Below are 24,682 nucleotides of genomic sequence, written 5' to 3' on the forward strand. Positions count from 1 at the left end.
TCGCTCCTACTGTGCGGTTGTCGCGGCCAGGGCGCGTCGGCCGAGGACCCGCTGGACGACGTCGGTCAGGGATTCCGGTTCGAGGCCGGCCGCGCGCCAGGCGATGTGGCGGTCCGGCCGCACCAGCACACAGCCGGTGGTGCCGACCTCGCGGACCGCGGCCCACTCGCCGTAGGGATCGAGCAGCCCGCCCGATCCGATGACATGCACGTCGATGCGCACTCCGGCGGCGGTGCCGGCCTGCTCGGCGGCTTCGGCCCAGGCCTCGCCGCCCGGCCCGGTGATCAGCGCGAAACTCAGGTCGCCAGCCAGGTCCAGAGTGGACAGTGCAACGCCGTCGCGTTCCAGGCGGGCGTGTGGCACTCGTGCACCCGGGCGCGTGGTCGGTATGTAGTGCAGCTGGGCGTCGCGTTCGGCTGGGGGTTCCGGGGAATCGTCCTCGACGACAGCCGCGCTGTGATAGCGGTAGCCCAGTTCCACCCCGTGGGCGTTGAACTGGTAATCGGTCAGCGCCACCGCGTCCCGTAGGGCCGCCCGGCGGGCGTCGCCGGCCGGGCCCGGCTCGTCCAGCTGCCGCAGTGCCGTCCAACCATCCTCAGTGGACTGGCCAGGTTCGAAGCCCAGCGCCTGCTCGACCGCCGCCATCTCGCCCAGGCTGGTGATCGCCCGCTGCACGCCTTGCGCGCCGACGGGTTGGCGTTCGGCCGAGTAAGTGTCCAGCAGCGCCGGATCGGCCCGGTCGGTCAGCACCAGCGCCAGCTTCCAGGACAGGTTGAAGGCGTCGGCGACGGACATGTTGAGCCCGAGCCCGTTGGTCGGGGGATGCCGGTGCACGGCGTCGCCGAGGCAGAAGTACCGGCCGGCCGAGTACTGGGGCGCGACCTGGGCGTTGACCTGCCAGCCGGCCAGTCCCTTCAGCTCCACGTCCAGCGTCTCGTCGCCGACGGCCGCACGGATCTTGGCGATCTGCTCGGCCTCGGTCAGGTCTTCCAGCTTCTGCGTGGCCGGGTCGTACATGATGGCCAGCACGAACTCCGTGAACGGCTTGTGGCAGATCAGCGTGCCCAGCCGCAGCGGCGGCAGCGGGCCCGGCATGACGTTCCACGTCAGCACTCCGGGCCGGTGCGCCAGGTATTTGGTCAGGTCCGCGCGGAACCAGATGTTCGCGGCCTGGGCCAGACCGGCCGGCCCCTCCACGGTGAGTCCCGCGTGCGCCAGCACCTTGCTGCGGGCCCCGTCCGCACCGAGCACGTACCGCGAGCGGACGACGAGCCGATCACCGTTGGCCCGGTTGAGGATCGTGCTCGTCACACCATCCTCATCGGACACGGCGGACTCGAACGCGTGCTGGAAACGGATGTCCGCGCCCGCTTCCCAGGCGGCGTCCAGCAGCATCGGCTCGAAGACTGTCTGCGGGCAGTTGGCCATCGGCACCGGGCTGGTCGCGGCGTACTCGCCGGCTCGCCGGGGCGAGGTGCCCCAGGTCTCGGACCGGGCCACCTCGCGGCCGGCCAGGCTGGTGACCCAGAGGTTGTTGGCCATCAGGTGTTGTGGCGTCGCGACCGCGTGGAAGCGGTCCTCGACGCCCAGGTGGCGCAGGATCTCGATGGTTCTCTGGTTGACGATGTGCGCTCGGGGAGTGTGCGCCGTGCCCGGGTACTGCTCGACCAGGAGATGGTCGACGCCGTAGCGGCTCAGCGCCAGGGACGCGGTCAGCCCCGCGGGACCGGCGCCGACGACGAGCACCGGGACGGTCAGTTCGGTGGTGGACATGGGACCTCCAAGCCCTCGACGGTGAGTGCTAAGACGGGTCGTTCCCGTACAGCGAGGTGCTCCCCGGTGACCAGTACTCGCATGTGACCCAGCATGCACCCAAGATGTCGATAGTTCAACCAAATATCGATATTTTCTGGATGTATGCCGCTGACCTGGGATATCGATATGATCGGGTGGTGGCGACTTCCCGTACCGAAGAGGTCTACGCGGTCCTGCGGGCCGAGCTGCTCAAGGGCGTGTTCGCCCCCGGCCAGAAGCTGCGGGTCGTCGAGCTGGGGGAGCGGTTCGGGGCCAGCCAGTCGGTGATCCGCGAGGCCCTGCTCCGGCTCACCGAGCAGGACCTGCTGGTCGCCGAGCCGCAACGAGGCGTGCGGGTGCGGGACCTGTCCATCGACGACATCGCCGCCCTCACCGAGACCCGTGTGCTCGTCGAGTCCCAGGCCCTACGTTGGTCCATCGCCCGTGGCGACCTCGCATGGGAGACCGCTGTGCTCGCCGCCCACCACCGCATGGAGAAGACCCCCGTGCTCCTTGACGACGGTTCCGTCAACGAGGAGTGGGCCTTCCGGCACGCCGAGTTCCACGCCGCCCTCCTCGCCGGCTCCGGCAACCCCCGTCTGGAGGCCGTCGCCGCGTCGCTGCGGGACAGCTCCGAGCTCTACCGCCGCTGGTACTGGGTCCTCACCGACGACCACCGCCGCGACATTCCCGCCGAACACCGCCAGCTCAAGGACCTCGCCCTGGCCCGCGATGCCGACGCCGCCGTCGAGGTTCTGGTCCAGCACATCGAACGCGCCCCCGCCCAGCTGATCGCGTACGCCCGGGAGCGCGGCCTGGACCGGTTGGACGCCTAGGGCCCGCTGTGGATCAGCGGCGCCCAAAGCTCGGGGTAGTCCGAGTACTTGGCCCGTAGTTCGCGCGTGACCTGGTGCAACGCGATGGCGGCGGTGGACGCGGTGGGATTGGCCGGCAGGGCCTGGTAGAAGGCTTTCGCGGCCTCCACGGCGACCGCGTCGGACAGCGGCCAGAGGCTGGCGATGACGTGCCGGAAGCCGGCCAGGTGGAACGCCGACGCCAGGTTGATCGACTCCTCGATGTGCTCGGGGCTGCGGTCGGCCGTCGAGCACGCCGACAGGTACGCCAGCTCGGCGTCGGCGAGATCGAGCCGCACGATCTCCGGAATGGTCAACGTGCCGTCGTACAGACACAATCCGCCGGTGGACGGCGCGGCGTGGTCGGCGCGGGCGTGGCAGGCGAAGTGCGTCCAGGTGGCTTGCGGCAGCGCGGCCAGGACGTCACCCCTGGTGGCTTCCTGATTGGCCAGCCGGGTCCCGCCGGGGTTGCGACGGTGCAACTCGTGCGCTTCGCCGATGGTGTAGACCAGATCGGGCAGCCCGGGGGTGCGCGCGAGCGCGACGGTGAGCTGGCGGCGGGCGGCCGCCGGTGGCCGGGTCTGGGTGTGGGCCAACACGCGGAGCGTTGGCGTGTAAGAGGAGACGATGCTGTCCAGCGCGCTGGGCCCGCCGGGATGTCCCGCGGCGTGCAACGGAAACAGCCCGAGATGGCCGACCGGCAGCCACCACACCCGGCGCGGCTTGTCCGGCGAGGCGTCGAGGGCTTTGACGACCTTGCTCACGACGGCGTCCCACAGCCAACCGAGAATCTCCTGGAGCAGCAAGCGTTCCCGGGATCCGGTGGAGCGCACGACCCGCAGCAGCGCCTCGCTGTGACGCCGAACTTGGCTGAGCTTGAGCCCATCCAGCGCCACGTGCACGGGATCGTGGTCGGCGCCGATCAGGATCGCGTCGGAACGCCGCCATCCCGCGTTGACCAACACGATCGTGTCGCCGGGGTTGGGTGGGCGGAGGTCGTCCAGCAGCGGCGGCAGCAGGAAGCGTTCGAAGCCGGGGCGGGTGCGGATCTGGGCGAGCACCTGGTCGTGCCGGGCCCACAGGCCGGTCCGGTCGCCGGCGGTGGAGTTCAGCAGCTCCCGGAGCCGGCGGAAGGGCTGCGCGAGTTCGGGCAGCTGCTCGTCGAGCACGGTCAGGTCGGTACGGGATTCCAGTTGCGCCGCAAGCAGAATTCCCCGCCCCAGCTCGCCGGTCTCCACCGCGCCCACCACGTCGCCGATCGCGCAGTGTGCGGCGACGGCCTCGATCGCCAGTCCGACGTGGACGCCGAGCCGTGACTCGCTGTCGCCCCAGTCCGCGTCCTTCGCGGTGATGACCGGCAGCAGGCGCACCGCCTCCTCCAACACCGTCACGGCGATCGCGTGCTCACCGGCCGCCTGTGCGAGCAGGCCCAAGGAGAGACCGGCCATGGCTCGGCTCGATGGCGCGGCCGAGGTGGTCGTGCCCAGCCGGCGCGCGAGCATCCGCACCGTCTCCCGATCGACGCCCCCGCCATCCTCTTCCCACCGCGCCCGATACGCCTGGCTCAGACGGGAAAGCACGATGCACAGTTCCGGCCGGTCATCCGGTGTGATCGCCGCCGCCCGTTCGAGGACGGCGATCCCCTGATCGAGATCCACGCGGTGGCGTCGTTTCAGGAACCGGGTCACGAGCGTGAAACCGAGATTCGCCAGCCGGTGCGGCAAACCGCGGGCCCCGGCCGGCGTCGCGTCGACCGCGCGTTGGAGGAACAGCACGGCCTCGTCCAGATCCTGGAGATCCGCGGTGAGTTCGAAGCGTTCCTGAAACCCGCTGCCGAGATTGTTCAGCCGCACGGCCAGCCGCCAGTGATCCGCCGGTGTCGCGTCCACCGCCTGCCGCATCAGGTCGACGGCCCGGTCGAGGCTGGTCCGAGACTTGCCCCGCTTGAAGTCGCGCAGGTGCAGGTTGCCGGCGTTGGCCAGGACAGCGGCCCGGTCCTCGGCGGGCACGTCGGTGACGGTCAACGCCTCGTCCAGCATCACGATCGCCCGATCCAGATCGGCGGCCGCACCGGCGTGGTCGTGCCGCTGCATGTAGGCGAGGCCGAGATTGGAACAGATCAACGCCCGTTCCGGGATGCCGGCCTCGGCGGTCGCGTAGGCCCACTCGCCACAGTCGATCGCGTGATCGAGATCGTCGGACTGGCCGAGGTGGGCGAAGCGTTCCCGGTACGCGACGGCCAACTCGGACAGCCGCTTCGGGTACTCGGTGTGCAAACCGTCGGAACTCGTGGCCGCGGCGGCGATTTCGAGATAGGGGAGCGCCAGGTCGAGTGCGTCTTCCGTGCCCTGTCGATGCCACCCCAGATAGTACGCGCCCAGCTCGGACAGCGCCTCGCTGGGCAGCGACACCCGGGACCGCCAGTCCTCGGCCGGCAGGTGGCTGAACGGCCAGACGCGCGGCCGGGGCGAGGTGCGTCGAGCCGGCTGGTGCCGGCACTCACCGCCACGGTCGAAGGGCCGGGCGCACTGCCGGCAGAAGTCCTTGCCCGCCGCGGCGAGCGTGTCCGGCGCCTGGGGATTGCCCATGTGGGCGGCGCGGGCGAGATGGACGAACCCGTCGTCGGCCCAGCCCAGTTGCTGCAGGGCCATGCCCAGTGCGTTGCGCCCCTCGCGGTGGTCTGGTGTGAGCTCCAGGCACTGGGCCAGCGGCAGCAGCGCGCCCGCGTAGTCGCCGTCCTGGAAGCGGCTCACGCCGAGCAGGAACTGACCGTGGGGCTGGAAGGGCTCGAGCCGCAGCGACGCCTCGAACGCCTCCGCCGCACGGGCGTTGTCCCCGTGTTCGAGCAAGAACCTCTTGCCGGCCTCGAAGAGCCGTTTGGCGTCGTCGGTGGATGTCATGGGCTAGCGGGACTTCTCCTGGGCACGGTGCAGTCGGGTGAAGGTGCGGGCAAGGCAGATCGCGCAGGACAGCCAGCCGCCGTCGTCGCGCGGCGGCGACAGCGGGGCGTGGTCGAGTATGCCGGTGGCGCGGTACTGCTCAGCCTGGTCCTTCTTGATGCGGCCGGTGATCTCGCCGCGGTACAGCTTCTTCGCGCAGAAGTCGCACGAGTCGCTCGCGGACGGCTGCTGCACGGTGGCCGGCCAGCGGCCGTGCACGTGCTCCCAGCCCGAGGCGGCGACCTGGACGAAGCCGGACGGGTCGACCGGCCCGGTCCCCTCCGGCGCGACGTCGCGGGCCGCGCACGACCGCGCCTGGTCCCGATCGAAGATGAACAGCTCGCTGCAGTCCTCGCAGACGCACCACGGGGTCTGGTCCTTGCCCACCTGCTCCACAGCGCCGCCGAAGGCGGACAGCCGTTGGGAATCCGTGAGCTGGAAGCCCTCATGTAACGGCTTGGACATCGTGAAGTTCTTGCGCCAGTACGCTTCGGACAGCGCGACGTCCCTGGTCCGGAGGTAATAGCTCTCGGCCCGGACAACAGGCGTGCCGCACACGTCGCACACGCCGGTGGCGGGAGCCGCCTCCGTTCTCCGCTCGTTGCGCCTGAACCACGCCATGCCGCTCCTTCCTACGTCGGCTCCGCCAGCTGGGGACCACGTTCCAGGAACGCGGTCAGCCGTTGGCCGGCCCGGATCTCCTCCCGCGCGTCGGCCGGCAGTTCCCAGCCCAGAGCCGTGTACAGGTCTTTGCGATAGAGGTCGTGACAGCTGAGCACCAGACGTCCGTAGACGGCGGCGCCGCCGAGGATCGTGCGATAGCCGATGATCATGCCGAGCAGCGCGAAGGCCAACGCCCACCACGTGAAGACCGCCCACACGCAGAACAGCAGGCTCCACAACCACAATCGCGCGCCTTCGTCGAGACGCGCACGAGCCGCCGTGACCTCGGTCCGCGCGGCTTCGGGCATCACCAGCCACAGTCGCGGCCAGCAGACCACCGCGTCCAGGCCGTAGCGGTGCCGAGGCCGTGACTCCGCGGCCTTGAGCAGATTGCCCAGGCGAGTTGGCATTCGGTCCCGCGGATCAGCCGGCACGCCCACTCGCCACGCGTTGAGCCGTTGGTATCGCTGACGTTCGCCGTTGCTCAACTCGCTCCGGCGTCGGGCCAGGTCACGCCAGCGGGTGATCTTGCGGTCGATGGCCTTGCCCCGCAACGCTGTCAGCGGACCCGCCACCCGGCCCCAGTAACCTTCCAGCAGCCGCAGCACGGTTGGCGTAACCAGATCGGCCAACCGGGCCGAGCCGGCGACCAGCAGCAACGCGCACACCGCCAGCACCGCCTCCGACACGGGGGTTGTGGTGCCGAAGGTCTGGGTCCAGACGGCGGCCAGGGCCGACCATCCCGCGTCGGTTCCGAACAGACCGCCGTTGGCCCACACGTACGCGAGCACTCCGCCAATCCAGAACAGCAGCGCCGGCGACGTGAGCAGCGCCGCCCACCGCTCGGCGGCTTTCCCGCCCAGCCCCGACCACATCGCGGTCAGCACGGTCGCTCACGCCCGCCGGAACTCGGCCGAATTGCACTGCGGGCACCTGGTCGGCACCGGCTCACCGACTTCGTAGAGGACTTCCTTGTACTCGCAATCAGTGCAGCGGTACACGATTTCCGCCGACGGCTCGCCATCCCCGGGCAGATCCAGGTACGCGCCGGTAGGCCCGCGGAACTGCCAATTGAGTGGCGCGCGCCGCTGGAACTCCTCCCACAGCGCCGGATCCGCGGTCAGCAGATCCAGGATCTCGCCCGTGACTGTTTCTCCCTTGTCGGCCCGCGCGAGCAGTTCGTCCAGCTCAGGGCTTCGGCGCATAGCCCGCGCAACCGAAAGGATCTCCTCGTCACGCAATACCGCTGCCCCCTCGTGACCGCCCCGACGCCCCCAAGTCGCCGGTCCAGCATACCGTCGTGTCACTCTCAGCGCAGTTCGCGCTTGAGGACCTTGCCGGTGGCGGTCATCGGGAACGACTCGCGGAACTCGACCTGCCGCGGGTACTTGTAGCCGGCCATGTTCTGCTTGCACCAGGCGATGAGCTCGGCCTCGGTGACGGTCGCCGCCGGCGTGCGGATGACGTAGGCCTTGACCTCCTCGCCGTGGCTGGGGTGCGGCACGCCGACCACGGCGACCAGGCTGACCTCGGGGTGGGTCATGATCACTTCTTCCAGCTCGCGCGGGTAGACGTTGAACCCGCCGCGCACGATCATGTCCTTGGCCCGGTCGACGATGAAGTAGTAGCCGTCGGCGTCGCGGGTGCCGATGTCGCCGGTGCGGAACCAGCCGTCACGGACGGCCGCGGCGGTCGCCTCCGGCCGGCCCAGGTAGCCCTTCATCACGTTGTGCCCGCGGATGGCGATCTCGCCGGCCTCGCCCTCGGGCACCTCCCGCCAGTCGGCGTCGACCAGCTTGACCTCCACGCCCCACACCGGCTGCCCGATGGAGCCGGCCTTGGCCACCCGCCCCGGGTGGTTGAACGTGGCGACCGGGCTGGTCTCGGAAAGCCCGTAGCCCTCCCGGATCTGCACGCCGTACACCTTGTGCACCTGCTCCAGGATCTCCACCGGCAGCGCGGCCCCGCCGGACACGGCGACCCGCAGCGTGCCGGCGATAGCCTCGATGTCGTACTGGCCGAAGTCGGCGCCGAGCAGGCCCCAGTACATCGTTGGCACGCCGGCGAAGAACGTGACGCCCTCGCGCTCCATCAGCGCCAGCGCCTTGTTCGGCTCGAACCGCGGCATCAGCACCAGCGTCGCCCCGGCGGCGAAACCCGAGTTGAGCTGCACGCTCTGCCCGAAGGAGTGGAACAGCGGCAGCGTCACCAGGTGCACGTCGTGGTCGACGGTGCCGAACAACCGGTGGCAGGTCAGGGCGTTCAGCACCATGTTGGCGTGGGTGAGCTCCGCGCCCTTGGGCCGGCCGGTGGTGCCGCTGGTGTACAGCACGACGGCGGTGTCGGTGGGCTCGGTGTCGACGGTCTGGAACGTCGTTGGCTGGTCGGCCAGCAGCTGGTCGAACGACTCGTCGATCAGGAAGAAATGCTCGCAGCCGGGGGTCGCGTCGAAGCCGGCGCGGCCCTCCTCGGCCAGCGGCAGGCCGGGGCCGCCGGCGAAGCAGAAGAACGCCTTGGCCCCCGAGTCGGCCAGGTGGTAGGCGATCTCGCGGCCCTTCAGCAGCACGTTGAACGGCACCACCGCCGCGCCGGCCTTGAGGATGCCGTAGTAGACGATCGGGAACTGGGGGATGTTCACCGAGGCCAGCGCGACGGTGTCGCCGCGGCCGATCCCATTGCGGGCCAACAGGTTGGCCACCCGGTTGGCGGCTTCGTCGACCTGCCGGTAGGTCAGCCGGGTGTCACCGGCGACGATCGCGTCGCGCTCGGGCAAAGACGCGGCGCTGTGGTCGAGCAGCATGGCCAGGTTCAGCATTGTCTTCTCCTTCGGTGAGAAAGCCGTGCACGAGCGGGACGATGTCGTTCGAATGCGTCAGCAGGGCCAGATGGCCGCCGCCGGGCACGATGTGCAGGCGGCCGTGGCGCAGCAGCGTGGCCATCAGCCGGGCGTTGACGGTGGGGATGATCGGGTCGTCGTCGCCGGCGATCACCAGCACCGGCTGGCGCAGCAGCGGCAGGTAGTGCGCGCTGGTCCAGCCCGCGCCGGCCAGGATCTGCCAGAGGTAGCCGACCGGGTCGGGGGCACGGGTGGCGGCGGCGTAATGCCTTGCCACCTCAGGGTTGTTGCCGAACCCGCCGCCGTAGATCCGGGCGCCGGTGTCGCGCATCCGGTTGGCGCCGAAGTACCGCAGCGGGCTGGTCAGGGTGAGCAGCACCGACGGCTTGGCCGGCACCATCACCATGCCCATGCTGGTGGCGCAGAGCACGACCCGCCGGACCAGCTTCGGCCGGCGGTGGGCCAGCTCCTGGGCCAGCGCGCCGCCCCACGAGATGCCCAGCACGTCCACCTCGTCGTAGCCGAGATCGGTGACGAGATCGGCGACCAGCCGCGCCACCTGCGGCATCCACCGTGGCAGCTTGGTGGTCGGGGAGCCGCCGGTGCCCGGCATGTCGAACCGGATCACCGGCATGTGTCGCCCGCGCTGCGCGCCCAGGGCGTCCACCAGCGGCTGCAACAGCTCCAGGTTGGCCCCGATGCCGTTGCACAGCAACAGCGGCGTGCCCTCGCCGGGCCGCACGTCGACGTGCAGCCGGACCCCGCGCACCCAGCGTTCGGTGCTCACGCGAGCACGTAGCTGCCGGGCGCGGCCTCGAGCGGCGCGTGCTGGTCGTTGCCCAGATTCTTGGGCGCGGCCACCAGATCCTCGGACCGCTGGCCCAGCCACTCCATCCAGCGCGGCCACCAGCTTCCGGACACCGTTGTCGCGCCGTCCTTCCACTCCTCGGCCGACTCGGGCAGCTCGGGATTGCGGTAGTACTTGGACTTCGGGTTGCCGGGCGGGTTGAGGATGCTCTGGATGTGACCCGAACTGCTCAGCGTGAACTCCACCTTGCCGCCCAGCCGGCGGGCCGACCGGTAGCAGGCGTCCCACGGCGTGATGTGGTCGGTGGTGCCGGCCATCACGAACACGTCCGCGGTGATCTTGCCCAGGTCCAGCGGCGTGCCGTTGACCACCACCCGACCGGGCTTCGCCAGCAGGTTGTCCCGGTAGATGTCGATCAGCTGGCCGTGGAAGGCGGCTGGCAACCGGGTGGTGTCGTTGTTCCAGTACAGCACGTCGAAGGCCGGCGGCCGCTTGCCCAGCAGGTAGTTGTTCACCCAGTAGGTCCAGATCAGGTCGTTGGGGCGCAACAGGTTGAACACCTTGGCCAGCTCGCGGCCGTCCAGCACGCCCTTGACGTGCGAATGCCGTTTGGCCGCGGCCAGGGTCTCGTCGCTGGCGAACACGCCGAGCAGGGTCTTGTCCTCGGCCATGTCGAAGACGCTGACGAACAAGGTCAGGGCGTTGATCATCGGCTTGCCGCGGGCGGTCAGGTAGGCGGCCAGCGCCACCGAGGTGATGCCGCCCGAGCACGCGCCGGTCAGGTTGACGTCCGGGCTGCCGGTGATCGAGCAGACCGCCGCCAGCGCCTCCTCCATCGCGGTCAGGTAGGTGGCCAGATCCCAGTCGCGCTGCTCGGCCGTCGGGTTGCGCCAGCTCACCACAAAAACCTGGAAGCCGTTGTCGCGGGCGTGGCGGACGATGCTCTTCTCCGGCGACAGGTCGAACACGTAGTACTTGTTGATCTGCGGCGGCGCGATAACCAACGGCCGGGCGTGCACCTGCTCGGTGCTCGGGGCGTACTGGATCAGCTCCAGCACCTCGTTGCGGAACACCACCGAACCCTCGGAGGTGGCCAGATTGCCGCCCACGCTGAACTTCTCGCCGTCGACCTGGCTCGGGAACGCGCCATTGCGGCGGACATCGCCGAGCAGGTGGCGAACGCCCTCGACCGCGCTCTCACCGCCAGTGTCCAGGAACTGCTTGACGGCCGCCGGATTCAACGGCAGGTTGCTCGGCGACAGCGCGTCCAGGCCCAGCGTCAGCACGAACCGGGCCCGCTCCTTGTCCACAGTGGACATATCCGAGCCGGCCAGCCAGCTGTCCAGCTCGGCGTCCGCCGCCAGGTAGACGCCGAGCAGCCGCCGATACAGGAAGTTCTTGCTCCAGGCCGTGTCGGCGAACCGCCGGTCCTTCGGGCCGGGCGCCAGCTCGCCGCGACCGCGGGCGGCGTCAACCGCGGTCCTGGCCAGATGGCGCAGGCTGCCCGCGGCGTGACCGGGATTGCGGACCGCCTCCAACACCACCGTGCGCAACGAGTCGACCAGATCCTTACGACGGAAGCCGACGATCGGATTCGGGCCGCCGATCGCGTCAGCGGCGATCTCCGGGGTGGACATGGGAATTCCTCCTAGCTGTGGTTAGACGAAGGCGGACTGGCCGGTGAGCGCCCGGCCGACGATGAGGGTGTTCATCTCGCGGGTGCCCTCATAGGAATGGATGGCCTCGGCGTCGGCGACGAAGCGGCCGACCTCGTGCTCCAGCAGGATGCCGTTGCCGCCCATGAGCTCCCGAGCCATGCCGACGGTCTCGCGCATCTTGGTGGTGCAGAAGGCTTTGGCCAGGGAGGCCTGCTCCTCGGTCATCTTGCCGGCGTCCTGCAGCCGTGAGAGCTGGGCGACCATGCAGAGCGACGACGTGATGTTGCCGAGCATCCGGACCAGCAGGTCCTGCACGAGCTGGAAGCCGCCGATGGGACGGCCAAACTGCTCGCGCTCCCTGGCGTAGGCCAGGGCCCGCCGGTACGCGCCGATGGAGCAGCCGACGGCCTGCCAGGCCACCGACGTGCGGGTCATCCGGAGCACGGCGGCGGTGTCGGCGAAGGACCGCGCGTTCTGCAGGCGGTTGGCCTCGGGAACCCGGCAGCCGACCAGCTCGATGTGGGCGTTCTGGACCGTGCGCAGGGCGATCTTGCCCTCGATCTTGGTGGCGGTGAATCCGGGCGTGCCCTGCTCCACCAGGAAGCCCTTGACCTGGCCGTCGGCCTCGTCCTTGGCCCAGATCACGGTGACGTCGGCGAAGGTGGCGTTGCCGATCCACTTCTTCTCGCCGGTCAGCACCCACTCGTCGCCGTCGCGGCGGGCGGTGGTGGTCAGGCCCCGGGCGGCGGCGGAGCCGACGGCGGGCTCGGTCAGACCGAAGGCGCCGATCTTCTCGAACCGGTGCATCGGCGGCAGCCAGCGTTCCTTCTGCCCTTCGGAGCCGCACAGGTAGATCGAGCCCATGGCCAGACCGGTGTGCACGCCGAAGAACGTGGCGAAGGACGGATCGGTGCTGGCCAGCTCCAGCGTGACGAAGCCGTCGAGCAGGCTGGTGCGGCCGGGCAGCCCGTGGCCGGCGTAGGACAGCCCGCCGATGTCGAGCTTGCCCAGCGGTTCGATCAGGTGGTGCGGGAAGCGCTCGCGGGCCCAGTGCCAGTTGGCCACCGGGGCGACCTCGGTGTCCAGGAAGGTCCGCAGCCGGTCCAGCAGTTCCAGGTCGGGGTCGGGGAGGTCGTCGGCCAGTCGGTAGAAGTCCATGCGGATGACGCTAGGTTCGCGCGCTGGTCGGCGGCCCTATCCAAGGTTAGGGTCGGTGGTTATGCAGGTGGTGGCGACGAAGCTGTTGGCCCCACCGGCCCGCCCGGGCGCGGTGGTGCGGGCCCGCCTGCTGCGGCTGCTCGACGGGGCCGCCACCCATCCGCTCACGTTGATCACCGCGCCGGCCGGCTTCGGCAAGACCACGCTGGTCGCCACCTGGCTGCGTGGCTTCGACGGCCGGTCCGCCTGGTTGACGTTGGACGAGGACGACGACACGCCGGGCCGGTTCCTCGACTACCTGGTCACGGCGCTGGAGGCCGACCGCACGCTGCTGGATTCCGGCTCCGCTTCGACGCCCGCGGTGATGACGGCGCTGGTCAACGAGCTGGCCGGCGACGACGCCGACCGGGTGCTGGTGCTCGACGACATCGAGGTGCTGGCCGAGCCGGAGATCGTGGACGCGCTGGCCTTCCTGGTCGAGCACTGCCCGCCGCGGCTGCACCTGTTGCTGCTCGGCCGCACCGAGCCCGAGCTGCCGCTGGCCCGTTGGCGTGGCCGAGGCCTGCTGGTGGAGATCGGGGCGGCGCAGCTGCGATTCTCCCCGGCCGAGGCCGGCGAGCTCCTTGAAGCCGTCACGGGACGCGCCGTGGACGGCGAGACCGTGGATGTCCTGACCCGGCGGGCCGAGGGCTGGGCGGCCGCGTTGCAGATGCTGGGGATCGGCCTGCGGGACGGGATGTCGACCGGGGCGGGGGCGGTCCGGCACGCGCCGGGAAACCGCTATGTCCTGGACTACCTGGCCGAGGAGGTGCTGCGGGGGCAGCCGGCTGAGCTGCGGGAATTCCTGCTCCGCACCTGCATCCTGGACGCCCTGTCGCCGTCGCTGTGCGACGCCGTGACCGGCCGTTCCGACAGCGAACTCGTGATCCGGGAACTGGAGCGGGCGAATCTGTTCCTGTCACCGCTGGACGACCACGGCGAATGGCACCGCTACCACGGTTTGTTCGCCGACTACCTGCGCACGGAGCTGGATCCCGAGCTGGCGCTGGAATGCCACCGCCGGGCGGCTCGTTGGTACGCGGCGCACGACAGGCCGGCGGAGACGATCCGGCACGCGGTCGCCGGGCGTGAGATCGGGCTGGCCGTGGACACCGTGCGCGGGCAGGCCGACGAGCAGATCCGGCGGGGCGAGCTGGCGACGATGCTGTCGTGGCTGAATCGGCTGCCGGACGAGGAGGTGCGGGCGCAGGCCGATCTGGCCGGGTTCAAGGGCTGGCTGCTCTACCTCGGCGGGCGGGTCGACGAGGCCGAGTCGTACGCGGCGCTGGCCGACCGGCGGATGAGCCCGGAGGCCCCGATCGTCGACCGGGCGATGCTGCGCACGTTCCAGGCTTATCTCGCGCTGACCCATGGCAGCCCGGCCGACGCGGCCAGGTTGGCCACCGAGGCGCTGGAGTTGTTGGGGGACAGCACTTCCTTCTTCCGAGCCGCGGCGATGGGTGTGCTGGGCCAAGCCCGAAGGCTCACCGGGGACCGGCGCGGGGCCATCGATGTGTTGCGCGAGGCCGTGGCGTTGGGGGAGCGCAGCGACAACGCGTTGAGCACGTTGGAGGCCAGTGGTTATCTCGCCCCGCTGCTGTACGTGCAGGGACGGCTGCGGGAGGCGGTGTTGCTCTGCCAGGACGCGTTGCGCAGCCACGCGGGGTTGCCGATGGCCGGGTTGGTCGAGGTGCCACTGGGCACTCTGTTGTACGAGCGGGACGAACTCGTGGACGCGGAGCGGCACCTGGTCGACGGCATCGCCCGCTGCGAACAACTCGGCACGACTTCGTACACCCTGCTTGGCCTTCGCACGCTGGCCCGGCTCCAGCACGCCGCCGGCCGCGTCGACGACGGCTTCCGGGCGCTGCTGGCCGCGCGCCGTCAGGCCGACGCCGCCGAGGATTACCGGCGTGCCCGGCTGGTGCTGGCCACCATCGCCGAACTGCACCTGCGGTCCGGCAGCCCAGCGGCGGCCGAGCAGGCGATGCGGGAGATCGGCGACGATCGACCGTCCTCTTCGGACTATGAACAGCTGACGTGGGCCCGATTGTGGCTGGCCCGTGGCAAACCGCGCCAGGCCTTGGAGGCGTTGGCCGCTATCGAGGCGCGGGCGGTTGCGGAGGGCCGGGACGGCAGCCTCGTGGCGATTCTGGCCGTGACGGCGCTCGCTCGCCATGCTGTCGGGGAACCGGCCTCCGACCCGGTGGCCCGGGCCGTCGAACTCGCCGCGCCGGACGGATATCGGCGGACCTTCCTCGACGAAGGTCCGGCGATTGTGCCGCTGTTGAAGGAAGTTCGGTCGGTGGCGCCGACGTTCGTCGCTGATCTGCTGTCCCGGACACGCGGTGGTTCGGTGCCCAAGGCGACCGGCGAGATGCTGACCGTCGAGGGCGTCGGCGTGGTCGAACCGCTCACCGAGACCCAGCGCCGGATCCTCGGCCTGATCGCCACCGGCATGTCCAACCAGCAGGTCGCGGACAAGCTGTTCATCACCGTCGGCACCACCAAGTGGCACCTCAACCAGATCTTCGGCCGGTTGCAGGCCCGCAACCGGACCGAGGCGGTGGCCCGGGCCCGGCAGCTAGAGCTGCTTTAGTTTCAGGCGTTCGGCGATGTGCGGCGGCATCACCGGCGCGTCGTCGGTGATCGCGCTGATGAAGGCCTCGGTGATCGGATCCGGGCGGTCCCGGGCGTAGACGCTGAGCGGCCGGCTGATCGGCTGCTCCGGCCGCAGCACCACACCGTCGAAGGCCGGCGGGATGATGTTGCACGGCACCAGCGAGATGCCCAGGCCGGCCCGCACCATGGCCAGCGCCGCCGGCCCTTGCTCGGTTCGGATGGCCACCCGGGGCTGGAAACCCGCCTCGGCACAGGCCCGGTCCACGTACTCCGACAGTCCACTGTGGGGGGTGAAGTGCACCCAGTGGTGGTCGGCGAGATCGGCGAAGCGCACCCGCTCGGGTTCGGGCGGCAGCCCGGCGTCGGCGTGGCCCACGATGACGAACTCCTCGGCGCCGAGCGGGCGGGCCGGCCCGGACCAGTCGTCCGGCATCGGCCCGACCGCCAGGTCGGCGCGGCCGGCGTCCATCGCCGCGGCCAGGTCGTTGGCGTGCCGGAACTCCACCAGGTGCGCCTGCACGTCGGGATAGGCGCGCCGCCAGGCCCGGAACGCGGCCGGCATCACGCCGATGCTGAGCGAGAACAGCGTCCCGATGTGCAGCTCCACGGCGTTCAGGCCGGACGCCCGTTTGGCGGCGCTGCTGACCCGCTCGGCATGGGCCAGGCTGGCCCGCGCGTGCGGGAGGACGGTGCGGCCGGCCGGGGTGAGTCGGACCTTGCGGGGCAGCCGCTCCAGCAGCGGCCCGCCCAACTCCCGCTCCAGCGCCTGGATCTGGTGCGACAAACCCGGCTGGGTCACGTGCAGGACCTCGGCGGCGCGCGTGAACGAGCCCTCGTCAACCACCGCGACGAAGTACTCGAGCTGGCGGAGCGAAACTGCCATGAACGGATTCTATCAGCGCCAGACTTACTACTTGTTGGACAGGGAACGTCCCGGGCGGTGAAGATGGACGCATGTCAGAGAAGGCTTTGCGGGTGCTCTGTTTGCACGGCTATCACGGCAATTCGAGGATTCTCGCCGGTCAGCTCCAGCCGCTTCGCGACGGCCTTTCCACGCCGGTCGACTTCGTCGCCGTGGACGCCCCGTCGCTGGCCGCGGGTGACTTCGGCTGGTGGCACGGGGACATCCCTGGATATCGCGACGAGTTCCAGGGCTGGGCCCGCACCCGGGACTGGCTGGTCGAACTCTTCTCGCGCGAGGGCCCGTTCGACGGGGTGCTGGGATTCAGCCAGGGGGCGGCCCTGACCGGCCTGCTGCCCGGTCTGAGCGCGGCGGAATTGTCGATCGGCCTGCGGTTCGCCATCATGGCCGGCGGCTTCCGGAGCGAGGCCCCGGAGCACCGCGAGCTGTTCGCCCAGCGCGAGGCCTATCGAATTCCGTCGTTCCACATCATCGGGGACACGGACACGGTGGTGCATCCCAACGATTCCCGCCACCTCGCGACGGCATTCACGTCGCCGGTGGTCGTCTCTCATCCGGGCGGGCACGTCATCGCCGCTACTCCGCATATCAAGAGCGCGCTCGACGATTTCCTCGCGCAGCAACGGAAGGAAGGCTAGGGAGTGGACGGGCGGGTTTCCGTCCAGTCGACCATCAGCCGGCGCTCGGCGAACAGCCAGGAGCCGTCGGGCTGCCTGGCGAACTCGTCGAGGTAGCGGATGGCTGCCTTCATCAGGGTCCGCTGGCCGTCCACGTCGTAGAGGTGGTGGGCGATGCAGTACGACTCGCCGGTGGCGCGGTCGCCGTCGAGGGCGATCGTGCTCTGGCCGTTGAAGTGCGTGGTCACGTCGTAGGTGTTGAGGTTGTCGAACACCGGGGCCAGCGACTCGCGGCCGTGCAGTTCCTGGCTCGGCTGGTCGGAGGTGCGGTCCAGGTAGATCAGGAACCGGGTGTCCGCGGTGAACAACGCCATCTGCCCCTGGGCGTCGCGGCGGTCCGCGCAGTGCGCGTAGGCGTCGACCAGCTCCCGGATGGCCAGGCGGTCGGCTGCCTCCTCTAGGGACACTGTCTCTGGGGACATCATCGCTCCCGAAGTGTGAAGGTAACCTTCGTAGGTGACCTTAGCACCTGCTAGGGTCGCCGGGTGGAGGCCGATCTGTCCGCCACCGCGGCCGACCTGCGGCTGGCGGTGAAGCTGCTGGCTCAACGCCTGCGTGCCGAGGCGCGTCCCGGCGAGCTGTCCTGGTCGCAGGAGAGTGTGGTGTCGCTGCTGGACCGGCAGGGGCCGACCACCGTCACCGAGTTGGCCCGGGTCGAGGGCGTGCGGTCGCAGTCCATGGGGGCGACGGTGGCCAGCCTGGAGGAACTTGGCCTGGTGCGGCGCGAACCCGATCCGAGCGACGGCCGGCAGTCCATCGTTTCGCTGACCGGCCAAGGCGTTTCGGCGTTGGCGGCGGCCCGGGCGGTCAAGCAGAGCTGGCTGGTCGGGGTGCTGGGGGAGCGGTTGAGCGCCAAGGAGCAGCGGGAGTTGGGTTCGGCGATCCAGCTCCTGCTTCGCCTGGTGTGAACGACACGTGATGCGGCGTGAGCGACCCCCGACCCACACCGCACACGTCGTCCGAAAAGGCAGTGCTTCGACGGTGGATGTAGGGGATTAGGCCGGCCCGGTGCCACTGGCGGCGGTGGGGAAGGTGTCCATCCAGAGGATCTCCAGCTTGCGGTGCACGATGCGCCAGCCCTCGGGGCGGCGTTCGAGGCGGTCGACGAAGAAGCCGGTCTCGATCAGGTTCCAGTCCCCGTTGCCCTTGTGGGTGTGGATGTGTGGGGTGCGGGCGGTGGCGGTGTCGCCGTCGATGAGCACGGTCGGCAGGCCCTCGAAGTGTTGCCAGTTGCGGAGGTGGCTCATCGAGCCGCCGGGCCGGCGCATGATGTCGGCCAGCTCCTTGTAGCCGATGCCGGAGGGCGTGCCGGCGGCGGAGTAGTCCACAGTGGACTCGGGCGTGAACACCTGGTCCCACTCGGCGAGCACGTTGTTGTCGCCGCTCTGGTGCAGGTCCTGCCCGAGACCGTAGCGGACGACGATGTCCTGGATCTCGAACCGGTCGGACAGGTGGCGGAGCTGGGCCTCGATGGACGTTGTCATGGGCCGAACGCTATGCCTAAGCTCCCGGCATGGGGAGTACTGACAAAAAAGTAAGCATCGAAACCGCTGCTCAGACCACGTGCGCCATCGACAGGGTGGAGCGGGCGCTGGGAATCATCGAGGGGCGCTGGAAGCTGCTGATCCTGCACCACCTGCTGATCCGCGCGCCCCGCCGGTTCTCCGACCTGGAGCGGGCGATCCCGGCCGTGACGCAGAAGATGCTCATTCAGCAGTTGCGCGCCCTGGAGGCCGACGGGGTGGTCGAGCGCACCGTCTATCCGGAGGTCCCGCCGCACGTCGAGTACGCCCTCACCCCGGCCGGCCTCGCGCTCGAACCCGCGCTGAACGCCTTGCACGACTGGGCGGCGGGCCCGTACTTCAGGCCGGAGTGAAAGCCGTGATGTGGGCGGCGATCCGTTCGGGCACTTCGAGTGCGACAGGTGGCCGGCCAGGACCAGCACCGGCACCTCGATCCCGGTGACGTCGATGTCGGCGACCAGGCCGCTGGCCGGCCAGGCGTCGCGGGCCGGTGGGCGGGCGCGCAGGCTGTCCTCGACGACCTGGCGGCGGAGTTCGTCACCGAGTCCACTGTGGACGAGGACGTGGTCGACGGCCTGCGCGATGGATTCCCTGGTGTCGTAGGCGTGCGCGGTGATTTCCCGCTCTCACTGATCGGCGCGGCCTCGATCCAGCTGACGGCGTCGGTGGCCATGTCGTACGGGTAGTCGGTCGGACGTCCCACGACGGGCAGTTGCCGGATGGCCATGACGCTCCCTCGACTCGACGAAAACATGAACCGTCAACCAATGGCGGATTGGTTGACGGTTCAAGTCAAGCGTGAGGGCCCTCGTTCAGTCGTCGCGCTGGGCGACGAGGATGACGCCGGGGCCGACCGGTGGCTCGGGGGGAAGCCGCAGCTCGACGGTGATGCGCAGGCCGGCCTGCTCCACCAGGGCGGCAAGCTGTTCCGGCTGCCAGCGGTAGGTGGTCCAGGTGACCGGGACTCCGCCGTAGCCCTCGGTGCGTTGAGCGTCGCCGTCGCCGACGTGGGTGCCGATGATCAGCTGACCCTGCGGCACCAGGGCGCGGGCGAAGGAGGACAGCACCCGCGGCAGGATGTCCCGGGGCAGGTTGAACAACGACCACCAGCCCAGCAGCCCGCCGTACGAGGCCTCGGCCAGGTCGAGCTCGGTCGACGAGCCGACGCTGAACGTGCACTCCGGGTGCAGACGGCGGGCGTGCTCGATCATGCGAGGCGACAGATCGACGCCCGCGACGTCGAGACCGCGTTCGGCCAGGTAGGCGGTGACCGTGCCCGGCCCGCAGCCCACGTCGAGCACCGGGCCCAGCCCGCGGACCGCGTCGGCGAACACGTCGAGCGCGGCTCGTTGCCATGGGTGGACACGGACGTCGCCGATGCCGGTCGTGGTCACCATCTCCACGTAGTTGTCGGCCACACGGTCATAGGAATCGCGGACGACGGCGAGATCGGCAGGCTGCGGCACCGGGGAGTTCATAGCGGCGACTCTAGGGCACCGGCCCGGCGTCGATGGCGGCGACGATGGCGGAGGCGTCCTGGCCCATGCGGCGGAGGTGGCTGGCCGGCAGGGCGTCGAGAACGAGGCGGCGGACGGTGCGGACGTGGCCGGGGGCGGCGGCGGTGAGGGCGGCCATGCCGGTGTCGGTGAGCACGGCGTTGGTGACGCGGGCGTCGACGGAATCCTGCTCGCGGCGGATCCAGCCCCGCTGCTCCAGGCGTTTGACGAGGTGGGACAGCCGGGACAGGGAAGCGTTGGTGCGCTTGGCCAGTTCGCTCATCCGCATGGTGCGCTGCGGGCTGTGCGACAGCATGGCCAGCGCCATGTACTCGGCCATGCTCAGCTGGGAGTCGCGCTGCAGCTGGGAGTCGATGGCGCCGGGCAGGCGAACCAGCAGGTCCACCACGGACAGCCAGGCCCGCAGCTCGCCGGGGGTGAGCCAGGGGGCCTCGGCGGGCTCGTCGGCGGTGGTCATTCGCTGGTCGTACAAGAGAACTTGACGGTTCAACCCTCGCGAAGCAAGTACGCGGCGCTGCACGTGGCCCGGCTCGAACCGGGGCAGCACGTGGAGTTGATGGACGCGCCCTTCCTGCACGTCTTCGCCGCGACGCCGTTCGGCTCACCGGCGTCTCCGGCCACCGCCTCACCGCCACCGAGCCGGCCGAGGTCCTGGTCTGGGAAATGCACGCCACCCTCGCGTGAGTTGTCGGAACGGCTGACGACCGGGGCTCATCTTTGCCAAGCTGGCCGGCATGGGTTTCGATGGGCTGAGGAGCCGCCGCGCCGGCTGGGTGGCGGCGGTGCTGGTAGTGGTGGCGACGGTGACCGCCACCGACGCCTCCGCTGGCGACAGGTTCGACAGCCGGCTGGACGCGATCGCGGCGCACGGCGTGCTGACGGTGTGCAGCACCGGGGACTACAAACCGTTCAGCTACCGCGATTCCGGCGGCAACTGGAGCGGCGTCGACGTGGACATGGCTGGAGACCTGGCCAAGCAGTTGGGGGTCAAGCTCAGGTTCCACCAGTCGACCTGGGCCGGCATCGGCACTGACGTGGGAGCCAAGTGCGACGTCGGCATGGGCGGTGTCTCGATCACCCTGGCCCGGGCCAGGACGGCGTTTTTCACCCAGCCGTACCTTCGTGACGGCAAAACGCCGATCACCCGCTGCGAGAACGTGGACAAATACCAGACGCTGCAACAGATCGACCAGCCCGGGGTGCGGGTGATCGTCAACCCGGGCGGCACCAACGAGCAGTTCGACACGGCCAATCTGCACAAGGCCGCCATCGTGCGCTATCCGGACAACAACACCATTTTCGACGCGCTGCTGGCCGGCCGGGCCGATCTGATGATCACCGACGCCACCGAGACCCGCTACCAGGCCGGGCAGCACCCCGGGCAGCTGTGCGCGGTGCACCCGGACCAGCCGTTCACCTTCGCTCAGAAGGCCTATCTCACGCCGCGCGGCGACGTCGTGTTCCAGCAGTGGGTCGACCAGTGGCTGAACATCGCGTTGAACGACGGCACTTTCCAGCGGTTCAGCGCATCGGCATTGGGGTGACCACCATGGAGCAACCCGTCGTCCTCGACGTCGAGGGTCGGGACGTGCATGGCGAAGGCGCTCGGCTGCGGGCCCGGCCGGCCACGAGAATCCTGTTGCCGGACGGGATTCCGGCCTGGGGCGTCACGGATTTCGCCACCACGAGAAGACTTCTGACCGACCCTCGGGTGTCCAGGAACGCCAACCGGCACTGGCCGGCGTGGCAGCGTGGGGAGATCCCGGCCAACTGGCCGCTGCGGGTGTGGGTCGAGGTGGAGCACATGGGCACCGCCTACGGCGCCGAGCACCGCCGCCTGCGCAACCTGACCAGCGGCGCGTTCACCGCGAGCCGGACCGCCGGGCTGCGGCCGCAGATCGAGCAGGTGACCGCCGAACTCCTTGACGCCGTTGCGAACCGGGACGGCGTGGTGGATCTCCGGCGCGAGTTCGCCATGCCGCTGCCGGCCGAGGTGATCTGCCGGCTGTTCGGCGTGCCGGCCGACGTCCGTCCGGACATGCTGCGCTACCTGGCCGTCGCCTTCGACACCGCGGCCAGCCCGGAGGACATCGGAGCCGGCATCGGGGCGGTGTTCGGACTGCTCCACGAGCTGATCATGGCCAAGCGGGAGGCCCCGGGCGACGACCTGACCAGTGCGATGATCGCCGCGCAGGCCGACGGCGACGCCTTCACGCACAAGGAGATTCTCGACACCCTGGCGCTGATGGTGGCTGCCGGCTACGAGACCACGGCCAACCTGCTCGACCACGCGATCACCGCGCTGCTCAGCCATCCCGAGCAGCTGGCCCTGGTGCAGAACGGCGAGCGCGACTGGTCGGATGTGGTCGAGGAGACGCTGCGGTGGCAGGGCCCGGTCGGCTATCTGTCGCTGCGCTACGCCGTCGAGGACATCGATCTGGGCGGCTTGGTGATCCCGCAGGGCGACGTGATCATCATCGGGTTCGCCGGCACCGGCCGGGACGAGCAGCGCTTCGGCGCGACGGCCGGGGACTTCGATCTCACCCGCCCGGACAAGCAGCACCTCTCATTCGGACACGGGGTGCACCACTGCCTGGGCGCGGCGCTGGCCCGGCTGGAGGCGCAGGTCGCGCTGCCGGCGGTGTTCGAGCGGTTCCCCGGCCTCGCGCTGGCCGTCGACCCGGGTGAGCTGCGGCCGAACCGGTCCATGCTCTCCAACGGCCACGTGGAGCTGCCGGTCACCCTCGGCTGAACGTGCGCCGGTAGGCGGTGGGGGTGGTGCCGCTACCAAGTCCGCATGTGACGGCGATCTGCTCGACCTGGAGATCACTGACCTCCAGCAGCTCGCCGACCCGGCCGGCGGTCTGACCGTCACGGTCGCGCTGCCGCGCGCGGATCTTCGGTGATGCGGATATTACTACAAGCACCCTGCTGTGCGTCGACTACTTGTAGAACTTGGGCGTAGGGTCGGGGCATGCGATTCGAGGTGGACATCGACGTCCAGGTGCCGGGGCATGACGGCACGCCGCTGGCGACGAACATCTGGCGGCCGGTGGTCGAGGGGACGGTGCCGGTGTTGCTGGTGCGCACGCCCTACGGCAAGGATCCGTCCTTCGGTGGGAGCTCGGCGCCGACCATCCCCGCGCTGGTGGCGGCCGGATACGCGGTGGCGGTGCAGGACTGCCGAGGCACGTTCCGGTCAGCGGGAGTGTTCGTGCCGCACGCCGAGGACCGGGCGGACGGGGCGGCGGCGGTGGAGTGGCTGGTCAAGCAGCCATGGTGCGACGGGAACGTCGGCTCGTACGGGGCGTCCTACCTCGGCATGGTGCAGTGGCAGACGGCGTCGACCGGGGCGTTGCAGGCGATGGTCCCCAGCGTCACCTCGGGCGACCTGTACCGGGCCCCGTGGTACTCGCCGGGCGGTGCGTTGTCCCTGGACTGCGCGCTCAGTTGGGCGACGATGATGGCCGCCAACAAGGTCGACCACGAGGACGGCGCCAAGGCGGACCTGGTGGCGTTGGGCGGCGTGATGGCCGACCCGGTTCCGGCCTTTGCCCACACCCCGGTCGCGGACCAGCCGCTGGTGACCAAATACCTGCCGTGGCTGGCCGACGTGATCGCCCATCCGGTCAGGGACGAGTACTGGCAGAACCTGGCTGCCCTGGACCAGGCCTCGGACATCACGGCGCCGGCGCTCAACATCGGCGGCTGGTACGACCTGTTCCTCGGCGAGACGCTCCGGTCGTACCAGGTGATGCGGGAGCACGGCGGCAGTCCGGAGGCCCGCGAGGGACAGCGGCTGATCATCGGCCCGTGGGCCCACAGTCCCGGCGGTGACCTGGGCAAGTTCCCCGACCGTGGCTTCGGCCTGCTCAGCGGCATGGCGGCCGCGAAGATCACCGAGGCGCACGTGGCGTTCTTCGACCGGTGGCTGCGCGGCGACGAGCACGCGTTGGATTCCTTCGCCCCGGTGCGGATCTTCGTGATGGGCATCGACACCTGGCGCGACGAGCAGTCCTGGCCGCTGCCCGGCACCATGTACACGGACTTTCACTTGGACGGAGATGTCCTGACCGTCGAGGAGCCGACCGAGGACGCCACCCGGACCTACGACTACGACCCGCGCCGACCGGTCCCGACCCGCGGCGGCCCCATCCTCGCGATGACCACCGACGCCTGGGCCGGACCGGTTGACCAGCGCGAGGTCGAGGCCCGCGACGACGTGCTGTGCTTCAGCACGCCGCCGCTGACCGAGGCGATCGAGGTCACCGGGCCTGTGCGGCTCACCCTGCACGTCTCGACCTCGGCCCGGGACACCGACTTCACCGGCAAACTGGTCGACGTGCACCCCGACGGCCGGGCGATCATCCTGTGCGAGGGCATCCAGCGGCTGCGCTACCGGAACTCGCTCGAACACGAGGAACTCGCCACCCCGGGCGAGGTCTACGAGCTGGACATCGACCTGTGCGCGACAGCCAATGTCTTCCGGCCCGGCCACCGGATTCGCGTGGAGGTGTCGAGCAGCAACTTCCCCCGCTACGACCGGAACTGCAACACCGGGGGAGTGATCGCCCAGACCGCCGAGGCGGACATGGTGGTCGCGGCGAACACTGTCCACTCGGGACCGTCGACGCCGAGTCGGCTGGTGCTGCCGGTGATCGGCCCGCGGTAG

General features: G+C 70.0%; 24 protein-coding genes. 9 read left to right on the forward strand and 15 right to left on the reverse strand.

Annotation, left to right across the window (positions count from 1 at the left end):
* Positions 1–6: 6 nt before the first annotated feature.
* Positions 7–1,773, reverse strand: coding sequence for an FAD-dependent monooxygenase (locus tag JJ691_RS06965; RefSeq protein WP_211767964.1), 1,767 nt, complete (start codon positions 1,771–1,773; stop codon positions 7–9).
* A gap of 179 nt (positions 1,774–1,952) precedes the next feature.
* On the opposite strand from JJ691_RS06965, the gene JJ691_RS06970 reads away from it, so the two are divergent.
* Positions 1,953–2,630, forward strand: a complete 678-nt coding sequence (locus tag JJ691_RS06970; RefSeq protein WP_211767965.1) for a GntR family transcriptional regulator — start codon at positions 1,953–1,955, stop codon at positions 2,628–2,630.
* On the opposite strand, the gene JJ691_RS06975 is transcribed toward JJ691_RS06970, so the two are convergent.
* From JJ691_RS06975 to JJ691_RS07010, 8 genes are all read right to left on the reverse strand, one after another.
* Positions 2,627–5,548, reverse strand: a complete 2,922-nt coding sequence (locus tag JJ691_RS06975; RefSeq protein WP_211767966.1) for a CHAT domain-containing protein — start codon at positions 5,546–5,548, stop codon at positions 2,627–2,629. The two genes, JJ691_RS06970 and JJ691_RS06975, sit on opposite strands and share 4 nt — an antisense overlap.
* Before the next feature lie 3 nt (positions 5,549–5,551).
* Positions 5,552–6,208, reverse strand: coding sequence for a hypothetical protein (locus JJ691_RS06980; RefSeq protein WP_211767967.1), 657 nt, complete (start codon positions 6,206–6,208; stop codon positions 5,552–5,554).
* 11 nt (positions 6,209–6,219) lie between these two features.
* The gene (locus JJ691_RS06985; protein ID WP_211767968.1) at positions 6,220–7,137 is read right to left on the reverse strand and encodes a hypothetical protein; all 918 of its coding nucleotides are present in this window, start codon (positions 7,135–7,137) and stop codon (positions 6,220–6,222) included.
* 6 nt (positions 7,138–7,143) lie between these two features.
* Entirely contained in the window at positions 7,144–7,491 is a 348-nt protein-coding gene (locus tag JJ691_RS06990; RefSeq protein WP_211767969.1) for a hypothetical protein, read from the reverse strand.
* A gap of 68 nt (positions 7,492–7,559) precedes the next feature.
* Positions 7,560–9,065 (reverse strand): long-chain-fatty-acid--CoA ligase, encoded by a 1,506-nt coding sequence (locus tag JJ691_RS06995; RefSeq protein WP_211767970.1) that lies wholly within the window; start codon positions 9,063–9,065, stop codon positions 7,560–7,562.
* Positions 8,992–9,873 carry an alpha/beta fold hydrolase gene (locus tag JJ691_RS07000; RefSeq protein WP_211767971.1) on the reverse strand — a complete coding sequence of 294 codons (882 nt, stop codon included), beginning with the start codon at positions 9,871–9,873 and terminating at the stop codon, positions 8,992–8,994. The genes JJ691_RS06995 and JJ691_RS07000 overlap by 74 nt, the downstream gene beginning before the upstream one ends.
* Positions 9,870–11,531: an alpha/beta fold hydrolase gene (locus tag JJ691_RS07005; RefSeq protein WP_211767972.1), complete on the reverse strand. Its 1,662-nt coding sequence runs from the start codon at positions 11,529–11,531 to the stop codon at positions 9,870–9,872. Before JJ691_RS07005 ends, JJ691_RS07000 begins: the two co-directional genes overlap by 4 nt.
* A gap of 21 nt (positions 11,532–11,552) precedes the next feature.
* The gene (locus JJ691_RS07010; protein WP_211767973.1) at positions 11,553–12,710 is read right to left on the reverse strand and encodes an acyl-CoA dehydrogenase family protein; all 1,158 of its coding nucleotides are present in this window, start codon (positions 12,708–12,710) and stop codon (positions 11,553–11,555) included.
* A gap of 61 nt (positions 12,711–12,771) precedes the next feature.
* Here JJ691_RS07010 and JJ691_RS07015 point away from each other — a divergent pair, with 61 nt between their 5' ends.
* Positions 12,772–15,348: a LuxR C-terminal-related transcriptional regulator gene (locus tag JJ691_RS07015; RefSeq protein ID WP_211771325.1), complete on the forward strand. Its 2,577-nt coding sequence runs from the start codon at positions 12,772–12,774 to the stop codon at positions 15,346–15,348.
* Here JJ691_RS07015 and JJ691_RS07020 read toward each other — a convergent pair.
* A complete protein-coding gene (locus tag JJ691_RS07020; RefSeq protein ID WP_211767974.1) occupies positions 15,334–16,254 on the reverse strand; it encodes a LysR family transcriptional regulator in 921 nt (306 codons plus the stop codon). The two genes, JJ691_RS07015 and JJ691_RS07020, sit on opposite strands and share 15 nt — an antisense overlap.
* Positions 16,255–16,325: 71 nt before the next feature.
* Between JJ691_RS07020 and JJ691_RS07025 the strand changes: the two genes are divergently transcribed.
* Positions 16,326–16,931, forward strand: coding sequence for a hypothetical protein (locus JJ691_RS07025; RefSeq protein WP_211767975.1), 606 nt, complete (start codon positions 16,326–16,328; stop codon positions 16,929–16,931).
* On the opposite strand, the gene JJ691_RS07030 is transcribed toward JJ691_RS07025, so the two are convergent.
* A complete protein-coding gene (locus JJ691_RS07030; RefSeq protein ID WP_211767976.1) occupies positions 16,928–17,392 on the reverse strand; it encodes a nuclear transport factor 2 family protein in 465 nt (154 codons plus the stop codon). The genes JJ691_RS07025 and JJ691_RS07030 overlap by 4 nt on opposite strands.
* 63 nt (positions 17,393–17,455) lie before the next feature.
* Here JJ691_RS07030 and JJ691_RS07035 point away from each other — a divergent pair, with 63 nt between their 5' ends.
* Positions 17,456–17,878 carry a MarR family winged helix-turn-helix transcriptional regulator gene (locus tag JJ691_RS07035; protein ID WP_211767977.1) on the forward strand — a complete coding sequence of 141 codons (423 nt, stop codon included), beginning with the start codon at positions 17,456–17,458 and terminating at the stop codon, positions 17,876–17,878.
* A gap of 87 nt (positions 17,879–17,965) precedes the next feature.
* Here JJ691_RS07035 and JJ691_RS07040 read toward each other — a convergent pair whose 3' ends face one another.
* Positions 17,966–18,454: a nuclear transport factor 2 family protein gene (locus JJ691_RS07040; protein WP_211767978.1), complete on the reverse strand. Its 489-nt coding sequence runs from the start codon at positions 18,452–18,454 to the stop codon at positions 17,966–17,968.
* A gap of 29 nt (positions 18,455–18,483) precedes the next feature.
* Between JJ691_RS07040 and JJ691_RS07045 the strand changes: the two genes are divergently transcribed.
* Together JJ691_RS07045 and JJ691_RS07050 are read left to right on the forward strand one after the other, a co-directional pair.
* A complete protein-coding gene (locus JJ691_RS07045) occupies positions 18,484–18,846 on the forward strand; it encodes a winged helix-turn-helix transcriptional regulator (RefSeq protein ID WP_211767979.1) in 363 nt (120 codons plus the stop codon).
* 48 nt (positions 18,847–18,894) lie between these two features.
* Complete coding sequence (locus JJ691_RS07050) at positions 18,895–19,179, forward strand: hypothetical protein (protein ID WP_211767980.1); 285 nt, start codon at positions 18,895–18,897, stop codon at positions 19,177–19,179.
* A gap of 126 nt (positions 19,180–19,305) precedes the next feature.
* Here JJ691_RS07050 and JJ691_RS07055 read toward each other — a convergent pair whose 3' ends face one another.
* Positions 19,306–19,971 carry a class I SAM-dependent DNA methyltransferase gene (locus JJ691_RS07055; RefSeq protein ID WP_249227748.1) on the reverse strand — a complete coding sequence of 222 codons (666 nt, stop codon included), beginning with the start codon at positions 19,969–19,971 and terminating at the stop codon, positions 19,306–19,308.
* 10 nt (positions 19,972–19,981) lie between these two features.
* Entirely contained in the window at positions 19,982–20,467 is a 486-nt protein-coding gene (locus tag JJ691_RS07060; RefSeq protein WP_211767981.1) for a MarR family winged helix-turn-helix transcriptional regulator, read from the reverse strand.
* Between the two features lie 277 nt (positions 20,468–20,744).
* On the opposite strand from JJ691_RS07060, the gene JJ691_RS07065 reads away from it, so the two are divergent.
* Both JJ691_RS07065 and JJ691_RS07070 read left to right on the forward strand, forming a co-directional pair.
* The gene (locus tag JJ691_RS07065; RefSeq protein WP_211767982.1) at positions 20,745–21,554 is read left to right on the forward strand and encodes a transporter substrate-binding domain-containing protein; all 810 of its coding nucleotides are present in this window, start codon (positions 20,745–20,747) and stop codon (positions 21,552–21,554) included.
* 5 nt (positions 21,555–21,559) lie between these two features.
* A complete protein-coding gene (locus JJ691_RS07070; protein ID WP_211767983.1) occupies positions 21,560–22,762 on the forward strand; it encodes a cytochrome P450 family protein in 1,203 nt (400 codons plus the stop codon).
* On the opposite strand, the gene JJ691_RS07075 is transcribed toward JJ691_RS07070, so the two are convergent.
* Positions 22,749–22,937 carry a hypothetical protein gene (locus JJ691_RS07075; protein WP_211767984.1) on the reverse strand — a complete coding sequence of 63 codons (189 nt, stop codon included), beginning with the start codon at positions 22,935–22,937 and terminating at the stop codon, positions 22,749–22,751. The two genes, JJ691_RS07070 and JJ691_RS07075, sit on opposite strands and share 14 nt — an antisense overlap.
* Before the next feature lie 47 nt (positions 22,938–22,984).
* Between JJ691_RS07075 and JJ691_RS07080 the strand changes: the two genes are divergently transcribed.
* Positions 22,985–24,682: a CocE/NonD family hydrolase gene (locus JJ691_RS07080; protein WP_211767985.1), complete on the forward strand. Its 1,698-nt coding sequence runs from the start codon at positions 22,985–22,987 to the stop codon at positions 24,680–24,682.

This window comes from Kutzneria sp. CA-103260, assembly GCF_018263855.1.
In the GTDB taxonomy this organism is placed as follows: Bacteria; Actinomycetota; Actinomycetes; order Mycobacteriales; family Pseudonocardiaceae; genus Kutzneria.

What these genes read in the sequence shown, in the direction of transcription:
- JJ691_RS07055 (WP_249227748.1), bottom strand. Translation starts at nt 19,971, where the DNA reads ATGAACTCCCCGGTGCCGCAGCCTGCCGATCTCGCCGTCGTCCGCGAT.
- JJ691_RS07080 (WP_211767985.1), top strand. Translation starts at nt 22,985, where the DNA reads ATGCGATTCGAGGTGGACATCGACGTCCAGGTGCCGGGGCATGACGGC.
- JJ691_RS07040 (WP_211767978.1), bottom strand. Translation starts at nt 18,454, where the DNA reads ATGACAACGTCCATCGAGGCCCAGCTCCGCCACCTGTCCGACCGGTTC.
- JJ691_RS07065 (WP_211767982.1), top strand. Translation starts at nt 20,745, where the DNA reads ATGGGTTTCGATGGGCTGAGGAGCCGCCGCGCCGGCTGGGTGGCGGCG.
- JJ691_RS07010 (WP_211767973.1), bottom strand. Translation starts at nt 12,710, where the DNA reads ATGGACTTCTACCGACTGGCCGACGACCTCCCCGACCCCGACCTGGAA.
- JJ691_RS06975 (WP_211767966.1), bottom strand. Translation starts at nt 5,548, where the DNA reads ATGACATCCACCGACGACGCCAAACGGCTCTTCGAGGCCGGCAAGAGG.
- JJ691_RS07030 (WP_211767976.1), bottom strand. Translation starts at nt 17,392, where the DNA reads ATGTCCCCAGAGACAGTGTCCCTAGAGGAGGCAGCCGACCGCCTGGCC.
- JJ691_RS07060 (WP_211767981.1), bottom strand. Translation starts at nt 20,467, where the DNA reads ATGACCACCGCCGACGAGCCCGCCGAGGCCCCCTGGCTCACCCCCGGC.
- JJ691_RS07045 (WP_211767979.1), top strand. Translation starts at nt 18,484, where the DNA reads ATGGGGAGTACTGACAAAAAAGTAAGCATCGAAACCGCTGCTCAGACC.
- JJ691_RS07005 (WP_211767972.1), bottom strand. Translation starts at nt 11,531, where the DNA reads ATGTCCACCCCGGAGATCGCCGCTGACGCGATCGGCGGCCCGAATCCG.
- JJ691_RS06995 (WP_211767970.1), bottom strand. Translation starts at nt 9,065, where the DNA reads ATGCTGAACCTGGCCATGCTGCTCGACCACAGCGCCGCGTCTTTGCCC.
- JJ691_RS07015 (WP_211771325.1), top strand. Translation starts at nt 12,772, where the DNA reads ATGCAGGTGGTGGCGACGAAGCTGTTGGCCCCACCGGCCCGCCCGGGC.
- JJ691_RS07025 (WP_211767975.1), top strand. Translation starts at nt 16,326, where the DNA reads ATGTCAGAGAAGGCTTTGCGGGTGCTCTGTTTGCACGGCTATCACGGC.
- JJ691_RS06965 (WP_211767964.1), bottom strand. Translation starts at nt 1,773, where the DNA reads ATGTCCACCACCGAACTGACCGTCCCGGTGCTCGTCGTCGGCGCCGGT.
- JJ691_RS07020 (WP_211767974.1), bottom strand. Translation starts at nt 16,254, where the DNA reads ATGGCAGTTTCGCTCCGCCAGCTCGAGTACTTCGTCGCGGTGGTTGAC.
- JJ691_RS07070 (WP_211767983.1), top strand. Translation starts at nt 21,560, where the DNA reads ATGGAGCAACCCGTCGTCCTCGACGTCGAGGGTCGGGACGTGCATGGC.
- JJ691_RS06980 (WP_211767967.1), bottom strand. Translation starts at nt 6,208, where the DNA reads ATGGCGTGGTTCAGGCGCAACGAGCGGAGAACGGAGGCGGCTCCCGCC.